General features: G+C 61.3%; 25 protein-coding genes. 18 read left to right on the plus strand and 7 right to left on the minus strand.

The window, feature by feature from the left end; translation table 11 throughout:
- Window positions 1–8 precede the first annotated feature (8 nt).
- From AC0L2F_RS05305 to fdhD, 3 genes are all read right to left on the minus strand, one after another.
- On the minus strand, window positions 9–731 hold the full coding sequence (locus tag AC0L2F_RS05305) for a DUF4396 domain-containing protein (RefSeq protein WP_473247732.1): 723 nt from the start codon (window positions 729–731) through the stop codon (window positions 9–11).
- Window positions 732–856: 125 nt separating this feature from the next.
- Complete coding sequence (locus tag AC0L2F_RS05310) at window positions 857–1,633, minus strand: Crp/Fnr family transcriptional regulator (protein WP_473247733.1); 777 nt, start codon at window positions 1,631–1,633, stop codon at window positions 857–859.
- Between the two features lie 293 nt (window positions 1,634–1,926).
- The gene (gene fdhD, locus AC0L2F_RS05315) at window positions 1,927–2,760 is read right to left on the minus strand and encodes a formate dehydrogenase accessory sulfurtransferase FdhD (RefSeq protein WP_473247734.1); all 834 of its coding nucleotides are present in this window, start codon (window positions 2,758–2,760) and stop codon (window positions 1,927–1,929) included.
- A gap of 317 nt (window positions 2,761–3,077) precedes the next feature.
- On the opposite strand from fdhD, the gene AC0L2F_RS05320 reads away from it, so the two are divergent.
- From AC0L2F_RS05320 to AC0L2F_RS05380, 13 genes are read left to right on the plus strand one after another with little or no spacing between them, the layout of a single operon-like run.
- Window positions 3,078–5,372, plus strand: a complete 2,295-nt coding sequence (locus AC0L2F_RS05320) for an FdhF/YdeP family oxidoreductase (protein WP_473247807.1) — start codon at window positions 3,078–3,080, stop codon at window positions 5,370–5,372.
- 27 nt (window positions 5,373–5,399) lie between these two features.
- On the plus strand, window positions 5,400–6,053 hold the full coding sequence (locus tag AC0L2F_RS05325; protein WP_473247736.1) for a cytochrome c3 family protein: 654 nt from the start codon (window positions 5,400–5,402) through the stop codon (window positions 6,051–6,053).
- Window positions 6,041–8,896 carry a 4Fe-4S dicluster domain-containing protein gene (locus AC0L2F_RS05330; protein WP_473247737.1) on the plus strand — a complete coding sequence of 952 codons (2,856 nt, stop codon included), beginning with the start codon at window positions 6,041–6,043 and terminating at the stop codon, window positions 8,894–8,896. The genes AC0L2F_RS05325 and AC0L2F_RS05330 overlap by 13 nt, the downstream gene beginning before the upstream one ends.
- Window positions 8,893–10,260 carry an NrfD/PsrC family molybdoenzyme membrane anchor subunit gene (gene nrfD / locus AC0L2F_RS05335; RefSeq protein ID WP_473247738.1) on the plus strand — a complete coding sequence of 456 codons (1,368 nt, stop codon included), beginning with the start codon at window positions 8,893–8,895 and terminating at the stop codon, window positions 10,258–10,260. The genes AC0L2F_RS05330 and nrfD overlap by 4 nt, the downstream gene beginning before the upstream one ends.
- Window positions 10,257–10,775, plus strand: a complete 519-nt coding sequence (locus AC0L2F_RS05340; protein ID WP_473247739.1) for a DUF3341 domain-containing protein — start codon at window positions 10,257–10,259, stop codon at window positions 10,773–10,775. Before nrfD ends, AC0L2F_RS05340 begins: the two co-directional genes overlap by 4 nt.
- Complete coding sequence (locus tag AC0L2F_RS05345) at window positions 10,772–11,302, plus strand: c-type cytochrome (protein WP_473247740.1); 531 nt, start codon at window positions 10,772–10,774, stop codon at window positions 11,300–11,302. Before AC0L2F_RS05340 ends, AC0L2F_RS05345 begins: the two co-directional genes overlap by 4 nt.
- Complete coding sequence (locus tag AC0L2F_RS05350) at window positions 11,299–12,369, plus strand: hypothetical protein (RefSeq protein WP_473247741.1); 1,071 nt, start codon at window positions 11,299–11,301, stop codon at window positions 12,367–12,369. The genes AC0L2F_RS05345 and AC0L2F_RS05350 overlap by 4 nt, the downstream gene beginning before the upstream one ends.
- A complete protein-coding gene (locus AC0L2F_RS05355) occupies window positions 12,359–12,763 on the plus strand; it encodes a hypothetical protein (RefSeq protein WP_007607455.1) in 405 nt (134 codons plus the stop codon). The genes AC0L2F_RS05350 and AC0L2F_RS05355 overlap by 11 nt, the downstream gene beginning before the upstream one ends.
- Window positions 12,760–13,533 (plus strand): SCO family protein, encoded by a 774-nt coding sequence (locus tag AC0L2F_RS05360; RefSeq protein WP_473247742.1) that lies wholly within the window; start codon window positions 12,760–12,762, stop codon window positions 13,531–13,533. The genes AC0L2F_RS05355 and AC0L2F_RS05360 overlap by 4 nt, the downstream gene beginning before the upstream one ends.
- Entirely contained in the window at window positions 13,530–14,471 is a 942-nt protein-coding gene (gene coxB, locus AC0L2F_RS05365; protein ID WP_473247743.1) for a cytochrome c oxidase subunit II, read from the plus strand. Before AC0L2F_RS05360 ends, coxB begins: the two co-directional genes overlap by 4 nt.
- On the plus strand, window positions 14,464–16,137 hold the full coding sequence (locus AC0L2F_RS05370) for a cytochrome c oxidase subunit I (protein WP_354161796.1): 1,674 nt from the start codon (window positions 14,464–14,466) through the stop codon (window positions 16,135–16,137). Before coxB ends, AC0L2F_RS05370 begins: the two co-directional genes overlap by 8 nt.
- On the plus strand, window positions 16,134–16,778 hold the full coding sequence (locus tag AC0L2F_RS05375) for a cytochrome c oxidase subunit 3 family protein (RefSeq protein ID WP_473247744.1): 645 nt from the start codon (window positions 16,134–16,136) through the stop codon (window positions 16,776–16,778). The genes AC0L2F_RS05370 and AC0L2F_RS05375 overlap by 4 nt, the downstream gene beginning before the upstream one ends.
- The gene (locus AC0L2F_RS05380) at window positions 16,775–17,074 is read left to right on the plus strand and encodes a cytochrome C oxidase subunit IV family protein (RefSeq protein ID WP_473247745.1); all 300 of its coding nucleotides are present in this window, start codon (window positions 16,775–16,777) and stop codon (window positions 17,072–17,074) included. Before AC0L2F_RS05375 ends, AC0L2F_RS05380 begins: the two co-directional genes overlap by 4 nt.
- 163 nt (window positions 17,075–17,237) lie before the next feature.
- Here the strand turns inward: AC0L2F_RS05380 and AC0L2F_RS05385 are convergent, their stop codons facing one another.
- The gene (locus AC0L2F_RS05385) at window positions 17,238–17,951 is read right to left on the minus strand and encodes a PRC-barrel domain-containing protein (RefSeq protein ID WP_473247746.1); all 714 of its coding nucleotides are present in this window, start codon (window positions 17,949–17,951) and stop codon (window positions 17,238–17,240) included.
- A 370-nt stretch (window positions 17,952–18,321) separates the two neighbouring features.
- Here AC0L2F_RS05385 and AC0L2F_RS05390 point away from each other — a divergent pair, with 370 nt between their 5' ends.
- Window positions 18,322–19,134, plus strand: a complete 813-nt coding sequence (locus tag AC0L2F_RS05390; RefSeq protein WP_473247747.1) for a Crp/Fnr family transcriptional regulator — start codon at window positions 18,322–18,324, stop codon at window positions 19,132–19,134.
- Window positions 19,135–19,385: 251 nt separating this feature from the next.
- Window positions 19,386–20,501 carry a calcium/proton exchanger gene (gene cax / locus AC0L2F_RS05395; RefSeq protein ID WP_473247748.1) on the plus strand — a complete coding sequence of 372 codons (1,116 nt, stop codon included), beginning with the start codon at window positions 19,386–19,388 and terminating at the stop codon, window positions 20,499–20,501.
- A 177-nt stretch (window positions 20,502–20,678) separates the two neighbouring features.
- Here the strand turns inward: cax and AC0L2F_RS05400 are convergent, their stop codons facing one another.
- Window positions 20,679–20,852: a DUF1328 domain-containing protein gene (locus AC0L2F_RS05400; RefSeq protein ID WP_007607434.1), complete on the minus strand. Its 174-nt coding sequence runs from the start codon at window positions 20,850–20,852 to the stop codon at window positions 20,679–20,681.
- A 217-nt stretch (window positions 20,853–21,069) separates the two neighbouring features.
- Window positions 21,070–21,447, minus strand: coding sequence for a response regulator (locus AC0L2F_RS05405; RefSeq protein WP_473247749.1), 378 nt, complete (start codon window positions 21,445–21,447; stop codon window positions 21,070–21,072).
- Between the two features lie 361 nt (window positions 21,448–21,808).
- On the opposite strand from AC0L2F_RS05405, the gene AC0L2F_RS05410 reads away from it, so the two are divergent.
- The 3 genes from AC0L2F_RS05410 (at window position 21,809) to AC0L2F_RS05420 (ending at window position 24,387) form a co-directional block, all read left to right on the plus strand.
- Window positions 21,809–22,093 (plus strand): BA14K family protein, encoded by a 285-nt coding sequence (locus AC0L2F_RS05410; protein ID WP_338014054.1) that lies wholly within the window; start codon window positions 21,809–21,811, stop codon window positions 22,091–22,093.
- A gap of 74 nt (window positions 22,094–22,167) precedes the next feature.
- Window positions 22,168–22,920: a PRC-barrel domain-containing protein gene (locus AC0L2F_RS05415; RefSeq protein ID WP_473247750.1), complete on the plus strand. Its 753-nt coding sequence runs from the start codon at window positions 22,168–22,170 to the stop codon at window positions 22,918–22,920.
- 84 nt (window positions 22,921–23,004) lie between these two features.
- On the plus strand, window positions 23,005–24,387 hold the full coding sequence (locus AC0L2F_RS05420) for a DUF2254 domain-containing protein (RefSeq protein WP_473247751.1): 1,383 nt from the start codon (window positions 23,005–23,007) through the stop codon (window positions 24,385–24,387).
- Here the strand turns inward: AC0L2F_RS05420 and AC0L2F_RS05425 are convergent.
- Window positions 24,350–24,493 (minus strand): YhjD/YihY/BrkB family envelope integrity protein, encoded by a 144-nt coding sequence (locus tag AC0L2F_RS05425; protein WP_083843223.1) that lies wholly within the window; start codon window positions 24,491–24,493, stop codon window positions 24,350–24,352. The genes AC0L2F_RS05420 and AC0L2F_RS05425 overlap by 38 nt on opposite strands.
- Between the last annotated feature and the right edge of the window lie 54 nt (window positions 24,494–24,547).

The following is a 24,547-nucleotide window of genomic DNA, read 5'->3' on the forward strand; positions in this document are numbered from 1 at the left end:
TCTTGCCCCTACATGCGTTCTTTCACGCCGGCCTCTATAAGCCACCAATTCACTGGGTAGCTCGTGAAAAAGCCCGCAAGCATCGCGATCTGCATCATGAACCAAAACTCCGGCATCGACGGCTCGAGCCTCACCCCGAACAGATTCCTGAAGATTGCGAACTGCGCGACTGACATGAAGCCGTACATGCCGATTTGCCAGGCGGTCAGGGAGAGAGTGTCTGCCTTCACGGCCTGAACAACGCCCGCGCCTGGCGACAAGTCGCGCATCGGCTTGATCGTGAAGTACTGGAACGCGACGCCGAGCACGAAGGCGAATAGGTAATCCACCACCCAGATCGCGAACATCTTCTCTGAAAACAGGCTCTTCCATCCCGCCCAGATCGCAATCACCGGAAACGCGAGCGCAAGGCTCTCGGCGATGATGTCCCCGAGTGTACATCCGGCGCCACAGTGCATGGCACCTTTCGCGACCATGACGGGAAACGGTGTCTTCCTCTTGCTGTCGGAGTGCTTGTTCTGCTCAGTCGCATCCCGGGCCGCAAGCCGGCCGAACCGGTAGTACAGCCACAACGTCAGTACGGTGCCGAACAGACCGTTCACTGGCCAGACGACATTCATGATCCACATACGCTGTGGATGGCGGGTGAGGTCGATCGCGATGATGACCGCGCAGACAAATCCGACAGCCAGACAAGCCAGCGCGATATCTCTTAGCCAAATTGGTATCATGGCTCCTCCGTTTTCTCGGAGAAGAAACGTTGTGAAGATCGCCTTCGTTCAAATCGAGATTGGTGGTTTCCCACGATCATCTCGGGGCGGAGCGCTTGGAGAATTGGCTATTCCACATTCAATTCTCACGCACGCAAGCGACGGCCGATCTGCCGATCGTACTCGCGCTGTATCAATCCAGAGCACGAACAGGCGGAATGCTCCAGCTGGGCCCGGTCGACCAGAGTTATCGCTGCTCGGGTGTTGCGGATGATGCCGGCCTGTTCGAACGTCTCGAGACATTCGCTGACACTGGCCCGACGGATCCCGAGTAATTGAGCTAAAACAGCATGCGTGATCGGCAGTTCTCCAGAGTCCATTGCGTTTGCCGCGACCAGAAGCCAGCGGGCAAGTCGCTGCTTGACGGAATGGAGCGAGTTGCAGGCTCCCACCTGTGACGTTTGAAACAAGACAAGATTGATGTAGGAGAGGATCACTCCACGGAGGGTCCCAAGATCGTCAAGCGCGGCGAGAAAAGCCGGCGTCGGAATTCGTAGTGCCGCTCCGCCCACCTGAACGACCCGACGGTGCGGCGGCATCGGATCCTCCGGCGCCAAAACGCAGGGCGCGCCGATCATTCCCTCGGAGCCCACCAGCCAAGCCTCCACGAAGCGCCCGGCCTCGACCTTGGCTGAGACCGATACGAGACCACTGCCAAGAAAGTAGACATATTCCATCGGCAAGCGCCAATGATGAAGGACCTGACGCGGCTTGAGTTCGACATGCGTCCCGATCGACTGGAGTACTGTGAGCTCGGTTTTTGGGATGCAACGCAGCAGCTTGTTCCGTGCAGCCAAGGGGCCAACGCGGCCTCCAGGCGCAATTGATGTCGGAACTAGGCCTGTCGCCTGGCCGTCCTGCATTGCTGCGCTCCCCGCAATCTCCGAGGATCGATCGGAACGGTCCGCGGGTCTGCGGAGAGTACGCACTCGGGGCATCGGCGGTTCCTTTTTCAGGACTACTCCTATTCTCCGTTCCATCATCCTGATTTGAGGCCTTCTCCTCGAACCGAAGGGCGGCTCGGACCGACGCGCTGGAGGGCTTCGGACGTTCCGACCCAAACAGTTGAGTGATGCGATGTCGGTACGAGACCGAACGAAGGCACACGACGTTCTCTGGGACAGAGCTGGGTTGCCAAGGTCTTGCGGAAAGCAAGTCAGAGCCGGCCCAGCGCAGCGGAACCCAACTCCTCTCCAAAGATCAGTCGGCCGGCGTGGCTAAATATTTCGTAGCCATCGTCGCGCGCGACCGCGACGAGCGTCACGCCGGCACGCTCAGCGGTCTCGATCGCCAGCGAAGTCGGTGCGGAGACGGCGATGAGCAACGGCACGCCCATTCGTGCCGTCTTCTGAACCAGTTCGACGGAGACCCGACTGGTCATGAGGACAGCCCCCCGTGACATTTCGAGGCCGGCTCTGGCCGCCGCACCAGCGAGTTTGTCCAGCGCATTGTGGCGTCCGACATCTTCCCTTACCAATCGGATGTCATGGCCGTCCCAGAAGGCCGCAGCGTGCATTGCGCCCGTCGCCTGGTTATGAGGCTGGAGCGGTCGCAAGGAGCGCATCGCCTCCAGAATGTCGACCGGGCGAAACCCGCCTTCACTGACTACGCGCGTCGGCCGCGGGCAAGCCTGTTCCAAGCTCTCAATTCCGCACAGGCCGCAGCCGACCGGCCCGACCATCGCCCTCCGCCTGTTGGCGAGGAGATCACCATAGGAGTCGTCGAGCCAGATCCGTACTTCGCAGCCGAGCTCGAGCTCGACGACTTCGATGCTGATGATGTCTTCGCCATGCTCCACAATGCCCTCGCTCAAGCTGAAGCCTACGCCGAAATCCAGGAGGTCAACGGGAGAGGCCATCATCACCGCGTAAGTCGAGCCGTTGTACGTGAGCGCTATCGGCCGTTCCTCTGCGACCTTGCGTGAGGATGGAAGCGGGCGACGCCCGCGCCACACCAGCTCTGGTTTGTCGCGCGTACAACGATCCTGCATATCCGGCTCCGAGGTTGGCTTCTGGCAACCTCAACCATTGGGCCGCGTTCCCTGGCCATCATCCATTGTCGGAGCCCGCTCCCGCTGTTCAACATCGCGCGATCAAAACCATTCCCTTGGTACGCCACCGCGCACAGATTTCCTGAGCGGAGAATGCGTGCGTCGCCCGTCCGTCGATGGTCTTGCAGGTGCTGGGTTTTTTCACGCGCTTGCCGCTCAAGCCGCCGTCCCGCCGAGAAGCGGCTGCTCAGGAACCCGCGCGGGGAACATACGTTGCCGATGCACAGGCTGGCCGGTTCCCGAAGAGAAGCAAGATCATGGCGCGACCCAACAAAGCTGGTGACCACACTCCCGACACGGTTGAATACGACGGCCCAGCTGGCGGATGGGGGTCCCTGAAAGGAATAGCGCGGATCTTCGGCAAGGAGTGGGATTCGCCCGCGGCCTTGAACACCCTTCGTCGGCAGAACAAGCCGAAAGGCTTCATGTGCGTTTCCTGCTCATGGGCCAAACCTGCGGATTATCATGCCTTCGAATTCTGCGAGAACGGCGCCAAGGCAACGCTCTGGGAGCTAACGTCGCGCCGCTGTACGCCGGAGTTCTTTGCCGAGCATACCCTAACCGAGTTGTTGTCATGGAGCGACTATGACCTCGAGCAGCAGGGGCGCCTGACACATCCACTGCGTTATCACAGTACCACTGACAAGTACGTGCCGTGCTCCTGGGACGAGGCATTTCATGCCATCGGCTCGCGATTGAAGGCGCTCGATCCGAAATCGGCTGTGTTCTATTCGTCGGGGCGCGCCAGCCTCGAGACCTCCTACCTCTATGCCCTGTTCGCGCGGGTTTATGGCAACAACAACCTGCCAGACAGCTCCAACATGTGCCACGAGACGACGTCCGTCGCGCTCAAGAAGCTGATCGGCGCGGGCGTGGGGACTGTGGTCTTCGACGATCTCAGCAACTGTGACGCCATGTTCTTTTTCGGCCAGAATACCGGGTCGAACAGTCCGCGCTTTCTGCATCCCCTACAGGACGCTGCCAAGCGCGGCGTCCAGATCATTACGTTCAACCCCGTCCGCGAGAAGGGTCTCGAAGTCTTCATCAATCCGCAGAATCCGACGGAGATGCTGACCGGCAAGACCACACAAATCAGCAGCCAGTACCATCAAGTGAAGGTGGGTGGCGACATCGCGGTCATTGTCGGAATCTGCAAGCACGTCTTCGCGGCGGACGATGCCGCCAAGCAGGAGGGCAAACGTGTGATCGACGCTCCCTTCGTCGAGCAGCACACACATGGTTTCGAAGAGTTCGAAGCCAAGGTCCGGGCGACGTCCTGGGACGACATTGAAAGCGCATCTGGTCTCAGCCAATCGGTCATCGAGGGGGCCGCGCAGGTCTACGTCGAGGCAGACCGCGTGATCGGTATCTACGGCATGGGGCTGACCCAGCACGTACACGGCTTCCAAAACGTGGCGATGCTCGTCAACATGCTGCTTCTAAAGGGAAACATCGGGCGGGACGGCACCGGCATCTCGCCCGTGCGTGGGCATTCGAACGTGCAGGGTCAGCGCACCGTGGGCATCTCGGAAAAGCCCGAACTGGTTCCGCTCGACAAGTACGCCAAGCAGTTCGGGTTCGAACCGCCGCGCGAGAAGGGCATGAACACCGTTGAGACCTGCGAGGGCGTTCTCGCCGGCAAGGTCAAGGCGTTCATCGGGCTTGGCGGCAATTTCGTCCGTGCCATTCCCGAAAGGTCCAGGATGGAAGCGGCCTGGCGCGGGCTGGAGCTGACGGTCCAGATTGCCACCAAGCTCAACCGCAGCCACCTCGTGCACGGCAAGGCCGCCTATCTGCTGCCGTGCCTCGGCCGAACCGAAGAAGATGTGCAGGCGAGCGGCCAGCAGGCCGTCACCATGGAGGATACGTTCAGCTGTATCCAGGGTTCGATCGGGTTGCGCAAGCCCGCCAGCGAGCACTTGAGATCCGAGGTGGCGATCGTCGCGGGTCTGGCCAAAGCAACCCTGAACCCCAATCCCAAACTGAAATGGGATGAATGGGTCGGCAACTACGATCTCATCCGTGACGAGATTGCCGAGACCTATCCGGACGAATTCCACGACTTCAATGCGCGGATGTTCACGCCGGGCGGGTTCTATCGTGGCAATTCAGCCCGCGAACGGATTTGGAAGACCGAGAGCGGCAAGGCAGAGTTTACAGCGCCCGAAACCCTCACCTCGACCGGCTTTTCCGATGCGCCCGGCCGCTTCCGGCTGCTCACGATGCGCAGCAACGACCAGTTCAATACGACGATCTACGGCTACAGCGATCGGATGCGAGGCATTGAGGGTACACGGGACGTATTGCTGATGAATCCCGACGAAATCGCACGCGCCGGACTTCAGGAAGGTCAAATGGTTTCCCTCGTCAGCGACGCAGAGGATGGCATCCTGCGCGAGGTGGGTCCTCTCAAGGTGACCCCGTTCAAACTGCCGGATGGCTGCGTCGGGGCCTACTATCCGGAAATGAACCCCCTGATCCCGCTGTCGCACCACGACATCCATTCGAAGACGCCGGCCGCTAAATCGGTGCCGGTCCGAATCCGCGCGTGAGCGATGGCGCGGAAGGGGGGCCGATGAATGCAGCTTTTCCGCCCCGGCGCGAACACGATTGCGACGGTGATGATCGCGGCAATTGGAGCAGCGCCGGTGCTTGCAGTTGGGTTGTCCTATGAGGTGATGCGATCCCCTTACGTGACCAACCAGAACATCACGCGGAATCAGTCGGTGCCGTTCAGTCATGAGCATCACGTGTCGGGCCTCGGTCTCGACTGCCGCCACTGCCACACCTCTGTAGAGAAGGCGCGCTTTGCCGGCATCCCGCCGACCGAGACCTGCATGACCTGCCACTCCCAAATCTGGACCAATGCGCAGATGCTGGCGCCGGTGCGCGAGAGTCTGGCCAAAAACAAGCCGCTGGCATGGCAGCGCGTCCACCGCCTCCCCGACTACGTTTATTTCGATCACTCGGTCCACGTCGCAAAAGGTGTCGGATGCACCACCTGTCATGGCGACGTCGGAGGCATGCCGCTGATGCGCCAGGCCGCGCCGCTGACGATGCAATGGTGTCTCGATTGCCACCGCTCTCCTGAACGTTACCTGCGTCCTCGCGAGGCGGTTTTCGATCCGAACTGGCAGACCCCGAAGAACCAGGCCGAGGTCGGGCCCAAGCTTGCCGCAGGCTATCACATCGACACAGGTCATTTGACGGACTGCACGATATGCCACCGCTGAAGGAATTGCCGACGCGGCCCGATCCTGCCGGGCGCAGCAAGCTCAATCGCCGTCAGGCGCTCAGCTTGCTGGCGACCGGCATGGCCGGTGGACTCGCGGCCTGCAGCAAACCCGACGAGCAGATCCTGCCTTATGTCAGGATGCCGGAGCGCATCGTTCCCGGCGAACCGCTGAAATTTGCGACGACGCTCGCGTTGGCGGGGATCGGTCGCGGCGTGATCGTGACTTCGATCGACGGCAGGCCGATCAAGGTGGAGGGCAACCCGCGTCATCCGGGCAGCCTGGGTGCCACCGACGTTTTCGCTGAAGCAGCCGTTCTTTCGCTTTACGATCCCGACCGCTCGCGCACGATCCTGCACGATGGCGCGATTGCGCCGCGCGAAGCGTTGAACCGAGCGCTGGTGACCGAACTCTCCGAGGCCCGCAGCAGCCAGGGTAAAGGCCTGCGCTTGTTGACCGGGCGCACCACCTCCCCGACTCTGCTGCGCCAGATCGACGAATTGCTTGAGGCGTTCCCGGCCGCATCGTGGCACGCTTACGATCCAACGGACGACGAGAACGCGCGACAAGGCGCGCAGCTCGCTTATGGCCAGCCTGTGAGCAGCATTGCCGATTTCGCAAAGGCCCGCGTGATCGTCGCGCTCGATGCCGATCCGCTCGGGCATGGCCCCGATCAGATTCGGATTGGCCGCGGTTACGCAACCGGCCGCGGCGACGCGAATGCCTTCTCGCGTCTCTATTGTCTTGAGAGCGCACTCACGCTCACCGGAGCAAAGGCGGACGAACGTCTGGCGCTTCGTCCCGAGGCAATCGAGCGGTTCGCAGCGATCCTCGCGCGGGAGTTCGGCGCGACGACCGGCGCAACCGAACTTCCGGAGCGCGAGCGCCTGCTGCTTCAGAAGATCACGGTCGACTTGAACTCGCACAAGGGTGGGGCGCTCGTCATCGCGGGCCCGGCAATGTCCAGGGAAGTCCACGCATTGGTGCATTGGATCAATACCAAGCTCAATGCGCCCATTCGGCTCATCGATCCCGTTGATCGTACGCCTTCCGGCAAGCAGGCGGGATCGCTCGAACAGCTCGCAGGCGATCTCGATGCCGGACGCGTGCGTCAGCTCGTGATGATCGGCGGCAATCCCGCTTATGATGCACCAGCCGATTTGCAGTTCGAGGTGCGGGCGCAAAAAGCGACATTCCGCCTGCATATGGGCGAGTACGCGGACGAAACCGCGGCTATCGCGAACTGGCATGTCCCGCAGAGACATCGTCTCGAAACGTGGTCGGATCTGCGAGCCAGCGACGGGACGGCCAGCATCGTCCAGCCTCTGATCAAGCCGCTCTACGAGAGCTTCAGCGAGCACGAGCTTCTCGCCTGGCTGAGCGGGGAAGAGGACGCAAGTTCTCACGAGCTGGTGCGGCAGACCTGGCAAGGCATGGCTTCTGCCGATTTCGAGGCGTGGTGGCGGCGCGTGCTGCACGACGGCCTCATTGCAGGAAGCGGTGCCACTGCTGTTTCGGCGGCTGCTCCGCTTCTGCCGCCGCTCGCGGACGCCGAGCCTCACGATCTGTGGGATGACGAGATCCGTCTAGTTCTGCGCCCAGATCCTTGCCTGTGGGACGGCTCATACGCCAACAACGCCTGGCTGCAGGAGTGTCCGAAACCGCTCAGCAAGCAAGTCTGGGGCAATGCGCTGGCGCTGCATCCGGATGAGGCAATCCGCCTCGGTCTCACATCCGGGGACGTCGTTACGGTCGCCGCGAACGGCCGATCGATCGAGGTGCCCGTGCTGACTGACCCCGGGATGGCCATGGGCGTCGGCGCGCTCGCGCTTGGTGGGGGGCGGCAAAAGGCCGGCGCGATCGGCAACGGCGTCGGCGCCAGTGCCTACACGATCCGAACCTCCGATAATAGTTGGCGCCTTCCGCAAGTTGCGATCAAGCGGACAGGACGCCGGGAGCCGATTCTCACGACGCAGAACGTCGTTCGCACGCCAGAGGACGTCCGCGAGCTCTATCCACAATACCGGCTCGGGCAATCCCCGCCCCCGTCGGCAAATCCCGATCCTCCAAGCCTAATGCCCCCGGCCGTGAAGTCGGGCGACGGCCATGCCTGGGCGATGGTGATCGACACATCGGTTTGTATCGGTTGCAATGCCTGCGTGCTCTCTTGCCAGGCCGAGAACAGCATTCCCGTGGTGGGGCCGGAGCAGGTGGCCATGGGACGCGACATGCACTGGATGCGCGTCGATGCCTATGATCATGGCGCGCCGGATAGCCCGCAACTCGGCTTTCAGCCCGTGCCGTGCATGCATTGCGAGCACGCCCCGTGCGAGCCTGTCTGTCCTGTCGCCGCATCCGTTCACGACAGTGAGGGCCTCAACGCGCAGGTCTATAATCGCTGCATCGGCACCCGCTTCTGCGAGGCGAACTGCCCTTACAAGGTTCGGCGCTTCAACTTCTTCGGTTATGCCGACGGTGAGGAATACGGCAATCTCGGCGCGGAATCCTATCGCGGCCAGAAGAACCCGGAGGTGACCGTACGTGCCCGCGGCGTCATGGAAAAATGCACCTACTGTGTCCAGCGTATCAGCGGCGCACGTCGCGCCTCGGAACGCGAGAACCGGCCGCTCGGTCCACACGAGGTGCAGACAGCCTGTCAGAACGCATGCCCGACCCGCGCCATCAGCTTCGGAGACCTGAACCAGGCTGACGCAGAGATCAACCACAGGAAAGCCGACCCGCGCCACTATGCCTTGCTCGGTCACCTCGGCACGCGGCCGCGCACCACCTATCTTGCCGACGTGCGCAATCCCGCACCTTCGGAGCCGGAGAGGCGGACATGAGCGAAGTTCTTCTTCCCCAGCATCCCCCGGCGCACCGCTGGATCTCGGCAGCGCGGGCAGGAGACGCCGCAGTCACCCAGGCCGTAACTGATCCGCTCTTCACCGGGTTCGGGAAAGCATGGTGGCTGGCCCTGCTAATCACCCTGCCGTTCGTGCTCTGGCTGTTCGTTGCAATCGCCTGGCTGTTCTACGAGGGCATCGGCATATGGGGCATCAACTCCACCATCGTCTGGGGGGTCGCGATCGCCAACTATGTCTGGTGGATCGGAATCGGCAATGCCGGCACGTTGATTTCGGCGATGCTGCTGTTGACTCGACAAAGATGGCGCGCCTCGATCAATCGCTTCGCGGAAGCCATGACGCTGCTTGCGGTCGCGATCGCCGGGCTGATGCCCATCGTTCACCTCGGTCGACCAATCTACGCCTATTGGCTCGCCCCATATCCGAACACCATGGCGCTTTGGCCGCAATGGCGCAGTGCCCTGGTGTGGGACTTCTGGGCCATCGTCAGCTACCTGCTGTTCTCCATTCTGTTCTGGTATGTCAGCCTGATCCCCGACCTTGCGACCATGCGCGACCGCACGCCCCGCCGTGCCGGCCAACTGCTCTACGGCGCATTTGCGCTGGGATGGCGCGGCTCGTCGCGTGAGTGGTCGCGGATGCAGACACTGCATACCACGATGGCCGCCCTCGGCGTGCCTTTGGTCTGCTCGGTGCACTCGATCGTCGGTCTCGACTTCGCGGCGAGCCTGATGCCCGGTTGGCAGGAGAGCATCTTCCCACCCTACTTCGTCGTCGGCGCAATGTACTCCGGATTCGCGATGGTCGTGGTGCTGGCGGCGGCGATCCGCTGCGGCCTCAGCCTTCAGGCTATTATCACCCGCCGCCACTTCGACGTGATGGCCCGCATCCTGCTGATGGCCTCCATCGTCATGTTCTATTCTTATGCGACGGAATGGTTCATGGGCTGGTACGGCGGCGAGCATGCCGACCGTGAGGTGGTACGATTCGAGTTCACTGGAACTTACGCGCCGCTGTACTGGGCCTTGCTGGCCTGCAACTGCCTCATCCCGCAGTTGCTGTGGTGGCCCTTTGCGCGACGGTCGCTGTTCATTCTGGTTCCTGTAGCCATTGCGATCAACATAGGCATGTGGCTCGAGCGCATTCTCATCGTCTGGAACACGCTTTCACACGGGTACATGCCATCCCTGTGGCGGACGTTTCACTTCACGTTCTGGGACTGGAGCTTTCTTGTCACGCCGCTCGGCCTTTTCGCCTTCCTGTTCCTGATCTTGGTGAGGCTCGTCCCGAGCATATCAATGTTCGACGTGCGCGAGCTCGCCCATCAGGAGGCCGCGGCATGACGGCCAAGCTTGTGGCGGAATTCCTCGACGGTGAAGCGCTGAAGGCGGCCCTGCAGCGCGTGCGTACCGCGGGACACGCCGCACTCGAAGCATTCACCCCGTATCCGATCGATGGGCTCGCCGAACAGCTTGGGCAGGACCGATCCGCAATTCGCGGCGCGATGCTCGCCGGCGGCCTCGGAACTGCAGCATTCGCCTTCGCACTGCAATGGTACAGCGCCGTGATCGACTATCCCATCAACAGCGGCGGCCGGCCACTGAACTCCTGGCAGGTGTTCCTGCTGGTGCCGTTTGAGGTCGGTATCCTCGCGGCGGCGCTCGCCGGCGTCATCACCTTTCTTTGGTCGTGCCGCCTGCCTCGTCTGCACGATGCAATGTTCGAGATTCCGGGCTTCGAACGCGCAACGCAGGACCGCTACTTCCTGCTGGCCGCTTCTGACGGCGACCCGAATGAGCTGAGGACAGTCCTCCGCGACGCCGGCGCCGTGGCGGTCACGGAGCTGAGCACGCCATGACCGCCCGCGCGCTGCCATGGCTGTTGTTGCTATCATCGGCGCTCGCCGGCTGTGGCGATCATTCCATGTCTCAGCAGTATCGCTATGGGACGTTCTCGAAGGCTGGGCTGTTCAAGGATGGCACCGAAGCCCAGGCCTTACCGCAAGGGGTCGTTGCACAGGGCGATCTCGACCGTTTGCAGCAGATCACCAAGCCGCCCGCGGTCGACATGGCGCTGCTGGCCCGCGGCCGCGAGCGCTACAACATATATTGCTCCCCGTGTCATGGCTTCTCCGGCCACGGCGATGGCATGATCGTGCAGCGTGGCTTTCCCGCACCCCCCTCCTACCATTCCGCGCGCCTCCGCTCGGCCGATGCTCAGCACTTTTTCGACGTGATCACCCATGGCTACGGCGTGATGTATTCCTACGCTGCGCGCGTCGAGCCGCGCGACCGCTGGGCCATCATCGCCTATATCCGCGCGCTGCAGCAGTCGCAACGAACCGACGTCGCCGACTTCCCGGAGCTGAGGAGCAAGCTACCGTGACCGCCGTGCTCCGCAGCCCTGCCCTTAGAGCAATCGGGACGCCGCGAACCGCAGCGGGCCTCGTGTTGATCTTGCTCGCATCTGGCCTCATGCTCGCGGCCGGGAGACTCCGCCCTTATCCGAGCCTGCTCCAGGGCTGGCTCTTGGGATTTGCGATCTGGAGCTGCGCACCCATCGGCAGCATGACGCTCCTGCTGATTCATCGCTTGACCGGCGGCCGCTGGGGCTTTGCGGCCGGACCGGTGCTGCGACCCCTGGCAGTCATGGTGCCCCTCGTCGCCATCGCCTTCATCCCCGTTCTCGCCGGACTGACTGACATCTACCCCTGGGCCGCGGGCGCCAGCCAGATCAAGCCCGACATCGCGCGCTGGTACCTCGACCAGCCATGGTTTGTCCTGCGTGCCGTGATTGCATTGATCGGATGGTCCGTGCTCGGAGTGACTTTCGCTCTCGGACTGGGTGGGCGGCTACTGGCCGGGCTGGGACTTGCGTTCTTCGGCTTCACCATCAGCATGGTTGCGGTCGATTGGTTCCTCTCCGTCGAACCGCATTACGTCTCCACCGCCTTCGCCTCCATGATAACGATACAGCAGCTGCTCGCCGCGCTGGCCGTTGTCGCCGTGCTTGCAACGTCGAATGCCGATGGCAAAGCGCTGAGCGATATCGGCGGCCTTTTGATCGCAACGCTGCTGGGAGTCGTCTACCTCGAATACATGACATATGTGGTGGCCTGGTACGGCGATCTGCCTCACAAGGCCGAGTGGTTCCTGAGGCGCAGCACGGACGCATGGACGGGCATTCTGTTCGTGACATTCGTCACCGGAGCCGTTCTTCCATTCGCGTTGTTGCTGTTCGAGGGCGTGCGCGTCAGCCCTGCAGGCTTGCGCATCGTCGGCCTTTTGCTGCTCTTCGGGACCGTCATGCATTTCGCTTGGCTGCTAGTGCCCGCATTTTCGGCGCAAGCTCCTGTTGCACTCACGGCTCTGGGCGCTCTCCTTACCTTGACGATAGGTTCTGTCCTCTTTGGGCAGGGCATCGCATCCGCGGAGGTGCGCCATGCCGAATGAGGAGATGGGCAGCCGCGCGCTTCCGCAACCGGCCGGCATTCACAACCGTGCCGTTCTCGTCGTCGTGGGTAGCTTCCTGCTCTTCGTGGGTGCCGCGATTGCGGGAATGCTGCTGTTCCTGAATACGCAAGCGCCGGGCGCATTCACCCCGCGCGCAGAGCGCCGGTTTCCCTCGCCCGAGCTCCAGACCTTTCCGGAGGCCGACCTGACCCGGTTCGAGGCCGCGCAGCGTGCCAGGCTCACCGCTTATGCCTGGGTCGATCGCGACCACAACATCGCCAGCATCCCGATCGATGAGGCGATGCAGCTCGTCGCCGGACGGGGCGATCAAGCTTATGACGCCCTTCAACCTACGCCTGCCCCTCCGCCCGGTGCAAGTGGGGGCAATCCATGAGGCAGGCCATCGTTGTGTTGGCGCTTGCGCTCTGGCCGGGGCTCGCGCATGCCGGTTTGACCGAGCAGCAGATCGGGCGCGTCGGCTTCGATCCTCCTCAGGGCGCGCGCGTTCCGTTATCGCTGCAGTTCAGCGCAGTCGGCGGCCACACCGTCACCCTTCGCGATGCGATCGACGGACGTCCGACCCTGCTCCTTCCAGCGGACTTCACCTGCAGGCAGATTTGCGGGCCGGCGCTGACAATCGCAAGCTCAGCGCTGCAGCAAACCGGGCTTGTCGCAGGACGCGACTACAGCCTTGTCGTTGTCGGAATCGATCCGCGCGACACCATTGACGACGCCCGCCGCTTTACCCAGGGGCAGATCGGGGGCGCGGGAACATCGGTCCTGTCAGGACCGAAGGAGACCGTTGCCGCGCTGCTCGGTGCAATCGGCTACCATACCGAAATCGACGACAAGCATGACGCGATTGCGCATCCGGCAGCCTTCGTCACGCTCGCGCCCGACGGACGGGTCGTCCGCGCGCTGTCCAGCCTCGCGCTGCAGCCCGTTGATATTCGCCTCGCTCTGTTGGAAGCCGGTGACGGTCGGATCGGCGGACTTTCCGGCCGCGTCGCGCTGCTCTGCTACGGATTTGACGCGGTGCACGGCATCTACACCGGCAGGATCACCGTCATTCTGCAGATTGTCGGGGCCTCCACGGTTGCCATCATGGCCGCCTTCATCGGACTGATGCTGGTCCGCAGCAGAGGTCGCGGAGCGTCGGCATGAACTCGCTGTTCAGGCTGCCGGAAGCGAGCACGCACGCCGTCACGGTGGACCACATCTTCTATCTGTTGCTCGTCCTGTCCGGCGCGACCGTGGTCCTCGTGTTCGGCCTCATCCTGCTGTTTGCTGTCCGGTACCGCCGCGGATCAGCTGCCAAGCGCGGCCCGATGCCTGAGATTCTCAGCCGCGAGTTCGAAATCGGCTGGACCGTCGCGACGTTGCTGACGTTCGCCTTCCTATTCTGGTGGGCATCTTCTGCTGACCTCAGCAGCCTTGCCGCGCCCACGGGAGCACTTGAAATTCACGTCGTCGCCAAGCAGTGGATGTGGAAGACGCAGCATTCAAACGGCGCGCGTGAGATCAATGCCCTGCACGTGCCGCTGGATAAACCAGTCCATCTCCTGATGAGCTCGCAGGACGTGATCCATTCCTTCTTCGTCCCCGCGTTCCGGGTCAAGAAGGACGTGCTGCCCGGACGGGACACCGATCTCTGGTTCCAGGCCAGCAAAACCGGCACCTTTCCACTGCTCTGCGCTGAATATTGCGGCACCAACCATTCCATGATGCGCGGCAAGATCGTGGTCATGCGGCAGGATGACTATGCCAAATGGCTGGTGCAGCAGCCGGAGGGCGACGACCTTGCTCATGAGGGCGCCAGGCTGTTCGTATCGCGGGGATGCTCGGGCTGCCATGCCGGCTCCTCGAACGTCCACGCGCCGCGCCTGGCGGGTCTTTACGGCCGCGCCGTGCAGCTGGCGGATGGACGCACCGTTTCCGCGGACGATGCCTACATCCGCGATTCGATCCTGCAGCCGAAACGCGACGTCGTGGCCGGGTTCGAGCCGATCATGCCGAGCTTCAAAGGGCTGCTCGACGACGGAGAGATCCAGAGCCTGACCGCCTATATCCGCTCGCTCAGGGAGGAGCAGCAAAATGACTGACGCCCTGCTCGCCGGAGAGCTGCCGCTGCCGCCGCGCCCCGACTATCTGCGCCACGGCTCGACGATCTCGTCCTGGCTTGCCACGACAGACCACAAGCGCATTGCAATCCTTTACGCGATCACCATCACGTTCTTCTTTTTTCTGGGAGGCGCCGCAATCACCGCTGTTCGGCTCGAGCTGTTCCAGCCGAACGGATGGCTGTTGACGTCGGACACCTACAACAAGCTGTTCTCGTTCCACGGGATCATCATGGTCTGGTTCTTCCTGGTGCCGTCGATCCCGAATACGTTCGGCAATTTCCTGCTGCCGCTGATGATCGGGGCGCCTGACGTCGCCTTTCCGCGCCTCAACCTCTTCAGCTGGTATTTGACCGTCGCTGCCGGCGCTTTCACCGTTTATGCCCTTGTCGCCGGTGGCGTCGACACCGGCTGGACGTTCTATACGCCTTATTCGTCGATGTTCTCCAACACCCACGTCTTCGCGGCCGCCGCCGGCGTGTTCGTCGTCGGCTTCGCCAGCATCGCCACCGGCGTGAACTTCATCGCGACCACCCACATGCTGCGCGCTCCCGGCATGACCTGGTTCCGGCTGCCGCTGTTCGTCTGGGCGATCTACGCGACGTCGCTGATCATGGTGCTTGCCACCCCGGTGCTCGCCATCTCGCTCCTGCTCGTGATCGCGGAGCGCGTGCTGGGCTTGCCGATATTCGATCCGGCTCGCGGCGGCGATCCGATCCTGTTCCAGCACCTGTTCTGGTTCTACTCGCACCCGGCGGTTTACATCATGGTGCTGCCGGCAATGGGCGTCGTGTCCGAAATCATCCCATGCTTCGCGAGGCGGCGGATTTTCGGATACGACTTCATGGTCTATGCGATGCTTGCGATTGCGGGCGTCGGGTTCTTCGTCTGGGGCCACCACATGTTCGTCTCCGGTCAGTCGGCCCTGGCCAGCCTGGTGTTCTCCTTCCTGTCCTTCATCATCGCCGTGCCGTCGGCAATCAAAGTTTTCAACTGGACCGCTTCGCTGTATCGCGGTCAGATCAGCTTCGAATCGCCGATGCTGTATGCGCTTGGCTTCGTCGGTCTGTTTACGACCGGCGGGCTCTCCGGGCTGTTCCTCGCCTCGATCCCGGTGGACATCCATGTCACCGACACCTACTTCGTCGTCGCGCACTTCCACTACATCATGGTGGGCGGCTCGGTATCCGCCTTCTTCGCCGGGCTTCACTTCTGGTGGCCCAAGGTCACGGGGAAGCTCTATCCGGAGAGCTGGGCAAAGTTCGCGGCCATCCTGATGTATGCCGGATTCAACATGACATTCCTGCCGCAATTCTTTGCCGGGTACCTCGGCATGCCGCGCCGCTATCATACTTATCCGGCGGAGTTTCAGATCTACAATGTCATGTCGTCTGCCGGAGCAGCGGTCCTCGCCATCGCCTACTTGTTGCCTCTGGGATATCTCACCTGGTCCCTGTTCTACGGCGGAAACGCCGCGAAGAATCCTTGGGGCGCGACAGGCCTGGAGTGGACCACGGGTTCTCCGCCTCCCCCGAAGAATTTTGACAGGCAGCCCCGCGTAGATCGCGGACCCTATGATTACCACGCCGAAGGTATGTCGGCCGGAACCGATCCTCCCGAAATGCAAAACGCAAGAGAAACGCGATGAGCGACGAAAGCGCACTGCTGAGAGAACCCTGGTCGAATTTCGGCCGGCAGCGCGAGGCAGGTAAGTTCGGCATCTGGGTCTTCCTCGCCAGCGAAACGCTGTTCTTTGGAGCCTTGATGCTGACCTACACGGTTTGTCGAGTCGAGCATCCGGAGGCGTTCGCTGTAGCCGGGAGGGAGACAAATATCTGGTACGGCACACTTAACACCGCCGTGCTGTTGACGAGCAGCCTCACTATGGCGATAGCTTCGCAAGCGTCCGAAGCGTCTGCACCACTGCGGCGGCTCGTCCTCGCGTGCCTCATGCTCACCGCGATGCTCGGGCTCGCGTTCATCGTCATCAAGGGCTTCGAGTACAAGGAGGACATTGACAAGCAGCTCGTGCCGGGAGCCGGGTTTGCATTGTCTCAGCCCGGAGCGCAGCTGTTTTACGGATTTTATTGGCTGGTCACGGGCGTCCACGCGATCCACCTTTCCATCGGGATTGCTCTCGTGAGCCGCTTGTTCTGGGTGCTGCTCCGGCGCCAACTTCCGGCCAAAGACAATCCCGAAATCGAGGTCACAGCCCTCTACTGGCATCTAGTCGATATCGTATGGATCTTCCTCTATCCGCTGATCTATTTGCCGGGGCGCGCATCATGAGCAGGCCGGGCGAATCAGGTGGTATTGTGCGCCGCCTATGGGCGAGGAACCTCTTGATCTGGGCAGCGCTCCTCGCACTCCTCGTGCTCAGCCTCGTCGCCGCCTATGTTCCCATGGGCCGAATGACAACAGCCAGCGGCATCATCATTGCGGGGGTGAAATCGACCCTCGTCGTCTTGCTCTTCATGGAACTCGCCTCAGCGAAGCCGCTGGTCCGGATCGCGGCGATCTCGGGGCTTGTTTTCGTGATCGCGATGTTCGCATTGACCTTCGCTGATGTTCTCGCACGCATCTGACGCACGGGAGCAAAGCGCTCCGATGCAGCCACGTTCGAACGCAAGCTTCGGAGAGGAGAACTTTCGCTGCGCTCAAAGGCGTGACTGCACCGGTTCGCTCGTGAAGCCGCGCGCCTCTCTCATGAGGCACACCGCCGCGGACCATTAGGCGGACGTTGGTTGTTCACGAGTTCTGAAACTCTTTCATATCGAGCCGCAGTCCGGCTTTGTTTGCTTGCTCTGCCGTTACGTAAGGCAGACCATAATAGCTTAGCTTCGGGCTCCACCGCCCCGTTTGACCCGGGTACGGAAAGGCATACGTCCCTCCGCCAACGGACGCCTCGCGGGATATCACAACGGCCGCGAGCTTTCCCCCGCTGTCGAAAACGAGATCGGAGACATAGCCATAGCCTTGTCCTGCCTGCAGCCGCGCATAGTCTCCGATGACCTTGGAGACCGAGAATTCGTGCGGCTCTGCTTGCGCCTCATCAGGGTCAACGAAGAGGCCGTATTCTCGCGACCTCAAATCGGAAAAGTTGGCCACGATAGCTCCTTCATGAAGCGGGCGCAGCACCCGGTTGAAGGGAATCCGGGAGATGAACTCCGGCTCATCCTTCGTTCTGAAGCCTTCGACGAGCAAAGAATCAATCTGCCCGTCGTCTGCCAAGGTCACGTTCCGGACGGCTCCCAAATACTCACCTTTCAGCGAGAACACCGCGCTCCCAAGCAGTCGCGACGCACGGTATCCATTATAGACCGTGTTGACGAACTGCTGTGACTGCGCCGACTGTTCCGTCGTAGCCTGCGTCGCCGTCTCTGCCCATGCGGGACCCAACAGCACGGAGGTCGAGATTGTACCTGCGACAATTGCAAGGGTGATCCTGCTCTTTAGGCCCATACAGTGCTCCTGCGATCCTTCGTGCCAACGTCATGATTGATCGTATAATCGTTTCCGATGTGCGAAGTTCTGGCCGCCCGTCAAGCGAATGGTCCGCTGCCGTGCCAAGAAGAAAGTGCAGCGACCAATCGGGTACCCGGCCCGCCCTTGGGAAACGCACCGCAGATCCACGCGTGCACATTCAGGCAAGGCTATTACATGCCTAGGCCGACGTACTTCATTAATTGCTCGCGATCAGAGGCAAGCTCACGATCCAGGCCTTGAGGACCAGGTCAGGTTTCTCCTGACGAGTCTTCACCTTCAGCCCGACTGTGAGGAGGCAGGCGCACGCCCCACATCTTGGTGGATAGCCGTTCCAAGGAGCCGCGAAATGCTGAGCAACGAACTCGAAAACGTCCTGCCAACGCACGGTCGGACACCATCTCTCGCGCCGTCACGAGAGCGCGATCAAGCGCCGCACGCGAACCACGCCACGAACGATCTGGTGCGCCGCCTTCCACACTCATCACGCAGCCGGCTAGTCGAACTCTGCGACGAAGTAACGCTGCGGCCGAGACAAATGTTGCAGGAACGTAATGTGCTGTTGCAAAATGCTTATTTTCTTGAAAATGGCGCGGCCTCGCTGACGGCCAGAGCCGGAGACTGCCTCCCGGTCGAGATACAGACTGTCGGAGCAAAGGATTTCATCGGCATTCCCCTGATCCTTGGCATGCGCGTTTCCCCTCACCGTTGCATGGTTCAGGTTCCCGGTAGAGCCTTGCGCATCGAGGCTGATGCTTTGATTGAGCTGGTGAGGGGCGATGTCGAGATCCAGAAGCTGTTGCTGCGGTACGTGCAGGCCACCCTGATCCAAAGCTCGCAGCTCGCTGCATGTAACTCGCGTCACAGTCTGCAGCAACGACTGGCTCGGTGGCTTCTCGTTGCAGAGGATAAATTGTTCTCCCGCGAAATCCCGCTCACGCATCGATGCATTGCACAGGCCCTTGGGGTTCGGCGCGCAGGTATCACGTCGACAATGGGCGAAATGGAAGCGCGAGGCATCATCAAGCAAGGCCGCGCTCAAGTCGAGATTCTGGATCAATCGCAACTCGAGCAATTGTCCTGCAACTGCTCTCGCGTGATTTTATCTGCACATGAGAACTCTCTCAATGCAGCCAATGCTCGACAAGCAAGCAACTCATGATTGATGGCGCGAAGAAATGAGGGCTTGGGCGTCGCAATGCGTTTGCCTTGTCCGGTTGCGTACCGAGTTCGGGCCGGCGCAGCGAACGCTGCGTATCTTACCTCGTTAGTCGTCACGAGCTGCCCGGGAATCGAAATGCGAAGAGCTTTGTGGGTGCAGAAGCCACGCTCCGTCGGCGGCGGAATGGCCCGATGTGCCCGCTAAAATCGAAGTAGCGAGCCTTGCGGGATCGCCAGGAGCCAGTCGCCAGCTTGCCGAAGTCCAACGTCTCCAGAGCAACGACTATCTTTGGGCAGTACGGTACCATCGCGCGCGTTGCGCCGCTGGTGTTCGTTCTGCTCACCCCGATGGGCGAGTATGTTTTTCACCTTTCTCCGATCTGGATATTCGGATCCGGCGTTCTCGCAATAGCTGTACTCGCTGAATGGATTCGCGTAGCAACCGACCAGCTATCCTCCCACACCGGTCCTGCCATAGGCGGTCTCCTGACCGTCAGTCTTGGAAGCTTGGCCGAGCTCATTCTTGCGCTATTTGTTCTCGCGCGCGGCCATGTCGAGGTGGTCCATGCCCAGATCACCGGGTCCATAGCGGCGACCTGCTTGCTGGGGTTGGGTCTGGCCATCGTCGCCGGCGGGTTCAATCGCGAGCGCCAAAGCTTCACCCAGGCGCGCGCTGGGTTGTTGTCGAGCATGCTCGTTCTGTCGGTGATCGCTCTCATTCTGCCGGCAGTGTTCGACTACACGGGTCGCAGCATCCGTCATGTCAATAACGTGAATGCCTCCGATGAGCTACTTAGCCTGGCTGTGTCCGTGGTGCTGCTAATTCTCTACTCCGGAAATCTTGTCTTCACCCTCGTTACCCACCGGAATGTCTTCGCGACCAATGAGGAGGCTTCGGCTAAATCGGCGTGGTCGGCAACCACATGCCTGATCGTGTTACTGGCGTGCACCGGCGCGGCGGCCCTGCAGAGCGAATTTGTGTCCGGCGCTCTGACGGAAGCGGCCAAATCAACGGGTGTGACACCACTCTTTCTTGGCGTCGTCGTGCTTGCTCTTGTGGGCACCAGCTCGGACATTTTTGCGGCTGTTTGGTTCGCTCGGCGCGACAGGATGGGACTCGTGATGACGCTCTGCATTGGATCCGCCATTCAGATTGCGCTGGTTGTTGCTCCGCTTCTCGTCATTTTCTCCAGGGTGATCGGCAAGCCGATGACCCTTGTCTTCCAAAATCCCGTCGACCTCTTTTCAATCGCCGGCACTGCGTTCATCGTGAATGCCATCACCAGAGACGCCGAGACCACCTGGTTCGAGGGCGTACTGCTCATTGGAGTTTACCTCGTGCTGGCCCTTGCATACTTTTTTTCTTGAAGTGCAAAGCCGAGATGAGCTCAACAGCGGCAACCGTTGGAACTCCAAAGTAGTTGCGTGTTGACAGATCGGAGGCGCCGCCGGCCATCGCCCCGGCGCCTCTCCAAGATCTAAGTGGGACGCCTTCGGAGCAGACCCTCGCGATTGCTGGACGTGCCGAGCGCCCGTTGATCAGCGCTAAAGAATCACCTCCCCCGCAAAGAAGGCGAGGAGCACGAACACCAGAAAAATCGCAACGGCCGCGAAAAACAGCCACTTGGCGATGGTGGATGCACCAGCGGCGATTCCGCTGAACCCGAGCAATCCGGCTACGATCGATATCACAAAGAAGATCAACGCCCACTTCAGCATGCCAAGCTCCTACGGCCCTCTTTACAGTCGAGGTATGCACAAGTCCGGTTCGGAAGCACACCCACTTCGAAGGTGCTCCCGGGCTTGCCTAGCGACAATCGTTCTGGGCATTCGGCGTTCCGATCAGAACGTTTTATGCCCGGCAGAAGGTCGGCGCGCCTGCGTACGCGCTACGTCAGACGCCAAGCCACAACGCTATGGGCCCCTGTCGCGGCAATTACGGACCAACGCCATACCAGTCCCGCGGCAAGCCGTGCACAAGCGCATGCCAACACAAGCGATCAACCACGTCACGAATTGGAATCGGCTTTTCAACCACGTACCGGGCAAATCGGCTGGGTATGACTTCGCGGCTGTATCCCGTGTAGATCAGGAAGGGGATGCTTCTGTTCAAGAGGAGATCTGCGAATTCGAACGAGGCCCGCCCGTGCAGGTCGACGTCAAGAAGCGCCGCATCGATAGCTGCGCTCGCAGCTGCATGGAAAGCTGGGCTTAGCTCTGCAAACGGGCCGATTGGTTGATGACCGCTGCGCCGGATCTCCACCGCGAGATCGTCGGCGATGAAGTATTCGTCTTCGATTATGACTATTCGCATTGGGACTCCAATGACCTTGCGGCAAGCCCTACGAGTCTTCGCCTATCGTATGGATGATGCCGCGGTGATCAACCCGGAGCCGGATTGCAGACCGCATAAGTTGGTCCGCTGCCGCACGGGGCCAGTGGTGCTTTGACCGGAGCCTTGCTGCTGCAGGAAGCAGGTGCTCCCGGCGGGGGTACACATATGTACCAACTGTCTCTGCAACGGCACCGCAGCTCGCGCATTTTCTTCAGGTAACGAAAGCCGCGGAGATGAGTTTATGAAAGCAAACAGATGGTACGTTGCCGTCGCCGTATTGGCGCTCGCGATTCCGGTCGGAACTACTGCGCAAGCCGCACCGATGTTGGCTGCGAGCGGGATGGCCAAGAACCACGCAAGCCTGGTGGAAGTTCAATGGAGGCATGGCCGCCACCACGGTTGGCATCGTCATCACTGGCGTGACGGATACCGGCACCGATATAGCCGCGGCTGGGGTCCAGCGTTAGGTGGCTTCGTGGCAGGTGCGGCGATTGGAAGCGCCGTCGCCAACAGCCGGGCGCAAGCTGCCGAGAACAACGCCTACTGCTCCCAGCGATACAAGTCGTACGACCCGAGCTCCGGGACCTACATGGGATACGACGGCATCCGGCATCCATGCCCCTGAGCAAGACGGCGTTCTGCCGGCGCGGGCCATTACGAACGCCATCAACTTTTGAACTCGAGCAAGGAGAACCATACATGAAAGCGACCTCATTCCTGGCGGCGGCAGCTCTTGTCGGCGCATCATCGCTTGCGATGGCGCAAAGCGCTCCGCAAGCTACCGGCCCCGTGGACCATAGCGCCGTGCAGAACTCGAGCCGCAATCAGTCGGCTGACCAACGCACTGAAAACAGCATGGCAAACAAGGGGGGCAACAAGGTAGACGCGGTCCAGTCCGACCCTGGTCAGGCGAGCACTCGGCAACAGATGGTCAACGACCTGCAACAGGCAGGTTTCACCAACGTCAAGGTACGGCCGCAGTCGTTCCTGGTGGAGGCCAGGGATCGATCAGGAAATCCGGTGACAATGTTCGTTGGTCCAAATACGTTTGCCGAGGTGAAAACGGTCGGCGCTAACGCGCAGAAGTCGTCTTCGAATTCAAACTCATCCAGCAACAGCGCTAACGCAACTTCGGACCGCCCGGGCGGAGCCTTCACGTCGGTGCCGCCGAAGGACGGCCTGAGCTCGCAGTTGATGGGTCTGCAAGTGTACAACAACGCCAAACAGGACATTGGCACGATCAAGGACGTCGCGCTGAACGAGAACGGCATCGACGGCTATGTCCTCTCGGTGGGAGGGTTCCTGGGCCTTGGCGACCACTACGTTGCAGTGCGGCCTTCGGCAATCAATCTGAAGTTCGATCATGCGGCCAACAAGTGGACCGCGACCATGGACACGACGGCCGACCAGTTGAAGTCGGCGCCGGAATTCAAGTACCCCAGCAACGGGTAATCTTCTGAGGTGGAGCGGTTGGGCGGAACCGCTCCACCTCCCGGCTGTTGGTTCCAGATTCGATGTGGTTATGCGGCTCAAAATATGCTCGCCCGCGCTGAGAAACTGCTGGCTGACCTTGGCGAGACATTCTGGCTGGTGCCTATGGTCATGGTGCTTTGCAGCCTGATCGGCGCCTTCACCCTCGTTCATATTGACCAGAGCAACACGGTCTACCTCTCAAATCTACAGAGTTGGATGTACGACGGCGGCGCGACCGGCGCTCGCACCCTTCTCGGCACCGTAGCCGGCGCGACGATCGGTGTCGCGGGAACCGTGTTCTCGATCACCATTGCCGCGTTGTCTCTCGCTGCAGGTCAGATGGGGCCGAGACTGCTGCGCAATTTCACTCGCGATCGCGGCAATCAACTCACGCTGGGGATGCTGCTCGGCACCTTCTGTTACGCTCTCGTCGTGCTGAGAAGCATCCGGACAGAGCCCGAGGGGGGCTTCGTCCCTCATCTATCATTAAGCGTTGGAATTCTGCTCGCATTGGCTTGCGTGGCGACGCTCGTCTACTTCGTCGGTCACGTCGCCGGCCGGATCAACGTTGAAACTGTCGTCGAACTCGTCAGTGAAGACCTCCGCAGCGCTACACGCCAGCTAACGGTCCAGGATCCGCAGCCGAAGCCTCCGCCGGGCGAGTACTGGATCGGCTCCCTGCCTCTGAAGGACTCGCGGCGCGGTTATCTGCAGCATCTGGACGAAGAGGGCCTGGCCACCTGGGCGGCCAAGCATAGAGCCACCATTCGGCTGTTGATCGGCCCCGGCGACTATGTTTTTCCGGGGGCGACCGTCGCTCTGGTTAATCCTCCCGTCGACGGTGCCGAAGCGGCTATCCGGAATGCGACGGCGCTGGGCGCAACAAGCAGCATCGCTTCCGATCTGCGCTTTGCCGTTCGCCAACTCGTCGAAGTCGCGGTGAGGGCACTTTCGCCCGGCATCAACGATCCACACACCGCGCTCTCGGTCCTGGATCGACTGGGTGCGGCGCTCTGCGATCTCGTACCCCTGCATCTGCCATCAGGAGTGTCGATCAGAGGAAGTCAGCCGGTGCTGGTGGTGCCGCATGTGCAATACGATCAACTGCTCGGGACGATGTTTCATATGATCCGGCAAAGCGCAGGCGCCCAGCCTGCAATTTCGATCCGAATGATTGAGGTGATGACACAAGTCGCAAGCTCCGAGCGCGACCCCACCCGGCTCGCGGCGCTCTCCCACCACGCCGACCTCGTCCTTGCAGACGCTCGTCGCCTGATTGCCGCTCGCAGCGACAGGGAGGATGTCGAACGCCGACATCAGCTGTTTACTCTGATGGTCCGAGCAGGTCCGATGGGGCAATTCACCGAACAGATCTTGCCTCTGCCGGGTGACGATGAGCCGCCAAAGGCTATCGCTGAGACAGTCGCCTTCCGATCTCAGCGTTAAGTTCGGCGCCCGCCAGGACGGAATAGGCGGCGACCCAGAGCCATATCATCAACACGGCAACTGCGCCGAGCGATCCGCAGGTCTTTGTGATAGGCAGCGAACACATACGTTGAGAATGCGTATGACCCCGAAATCAAGATAGCCGAGCAGAAACGAATTG

This window comes from Bradyrhizobium sp. Ken64 (assembly GCF_055807555.1).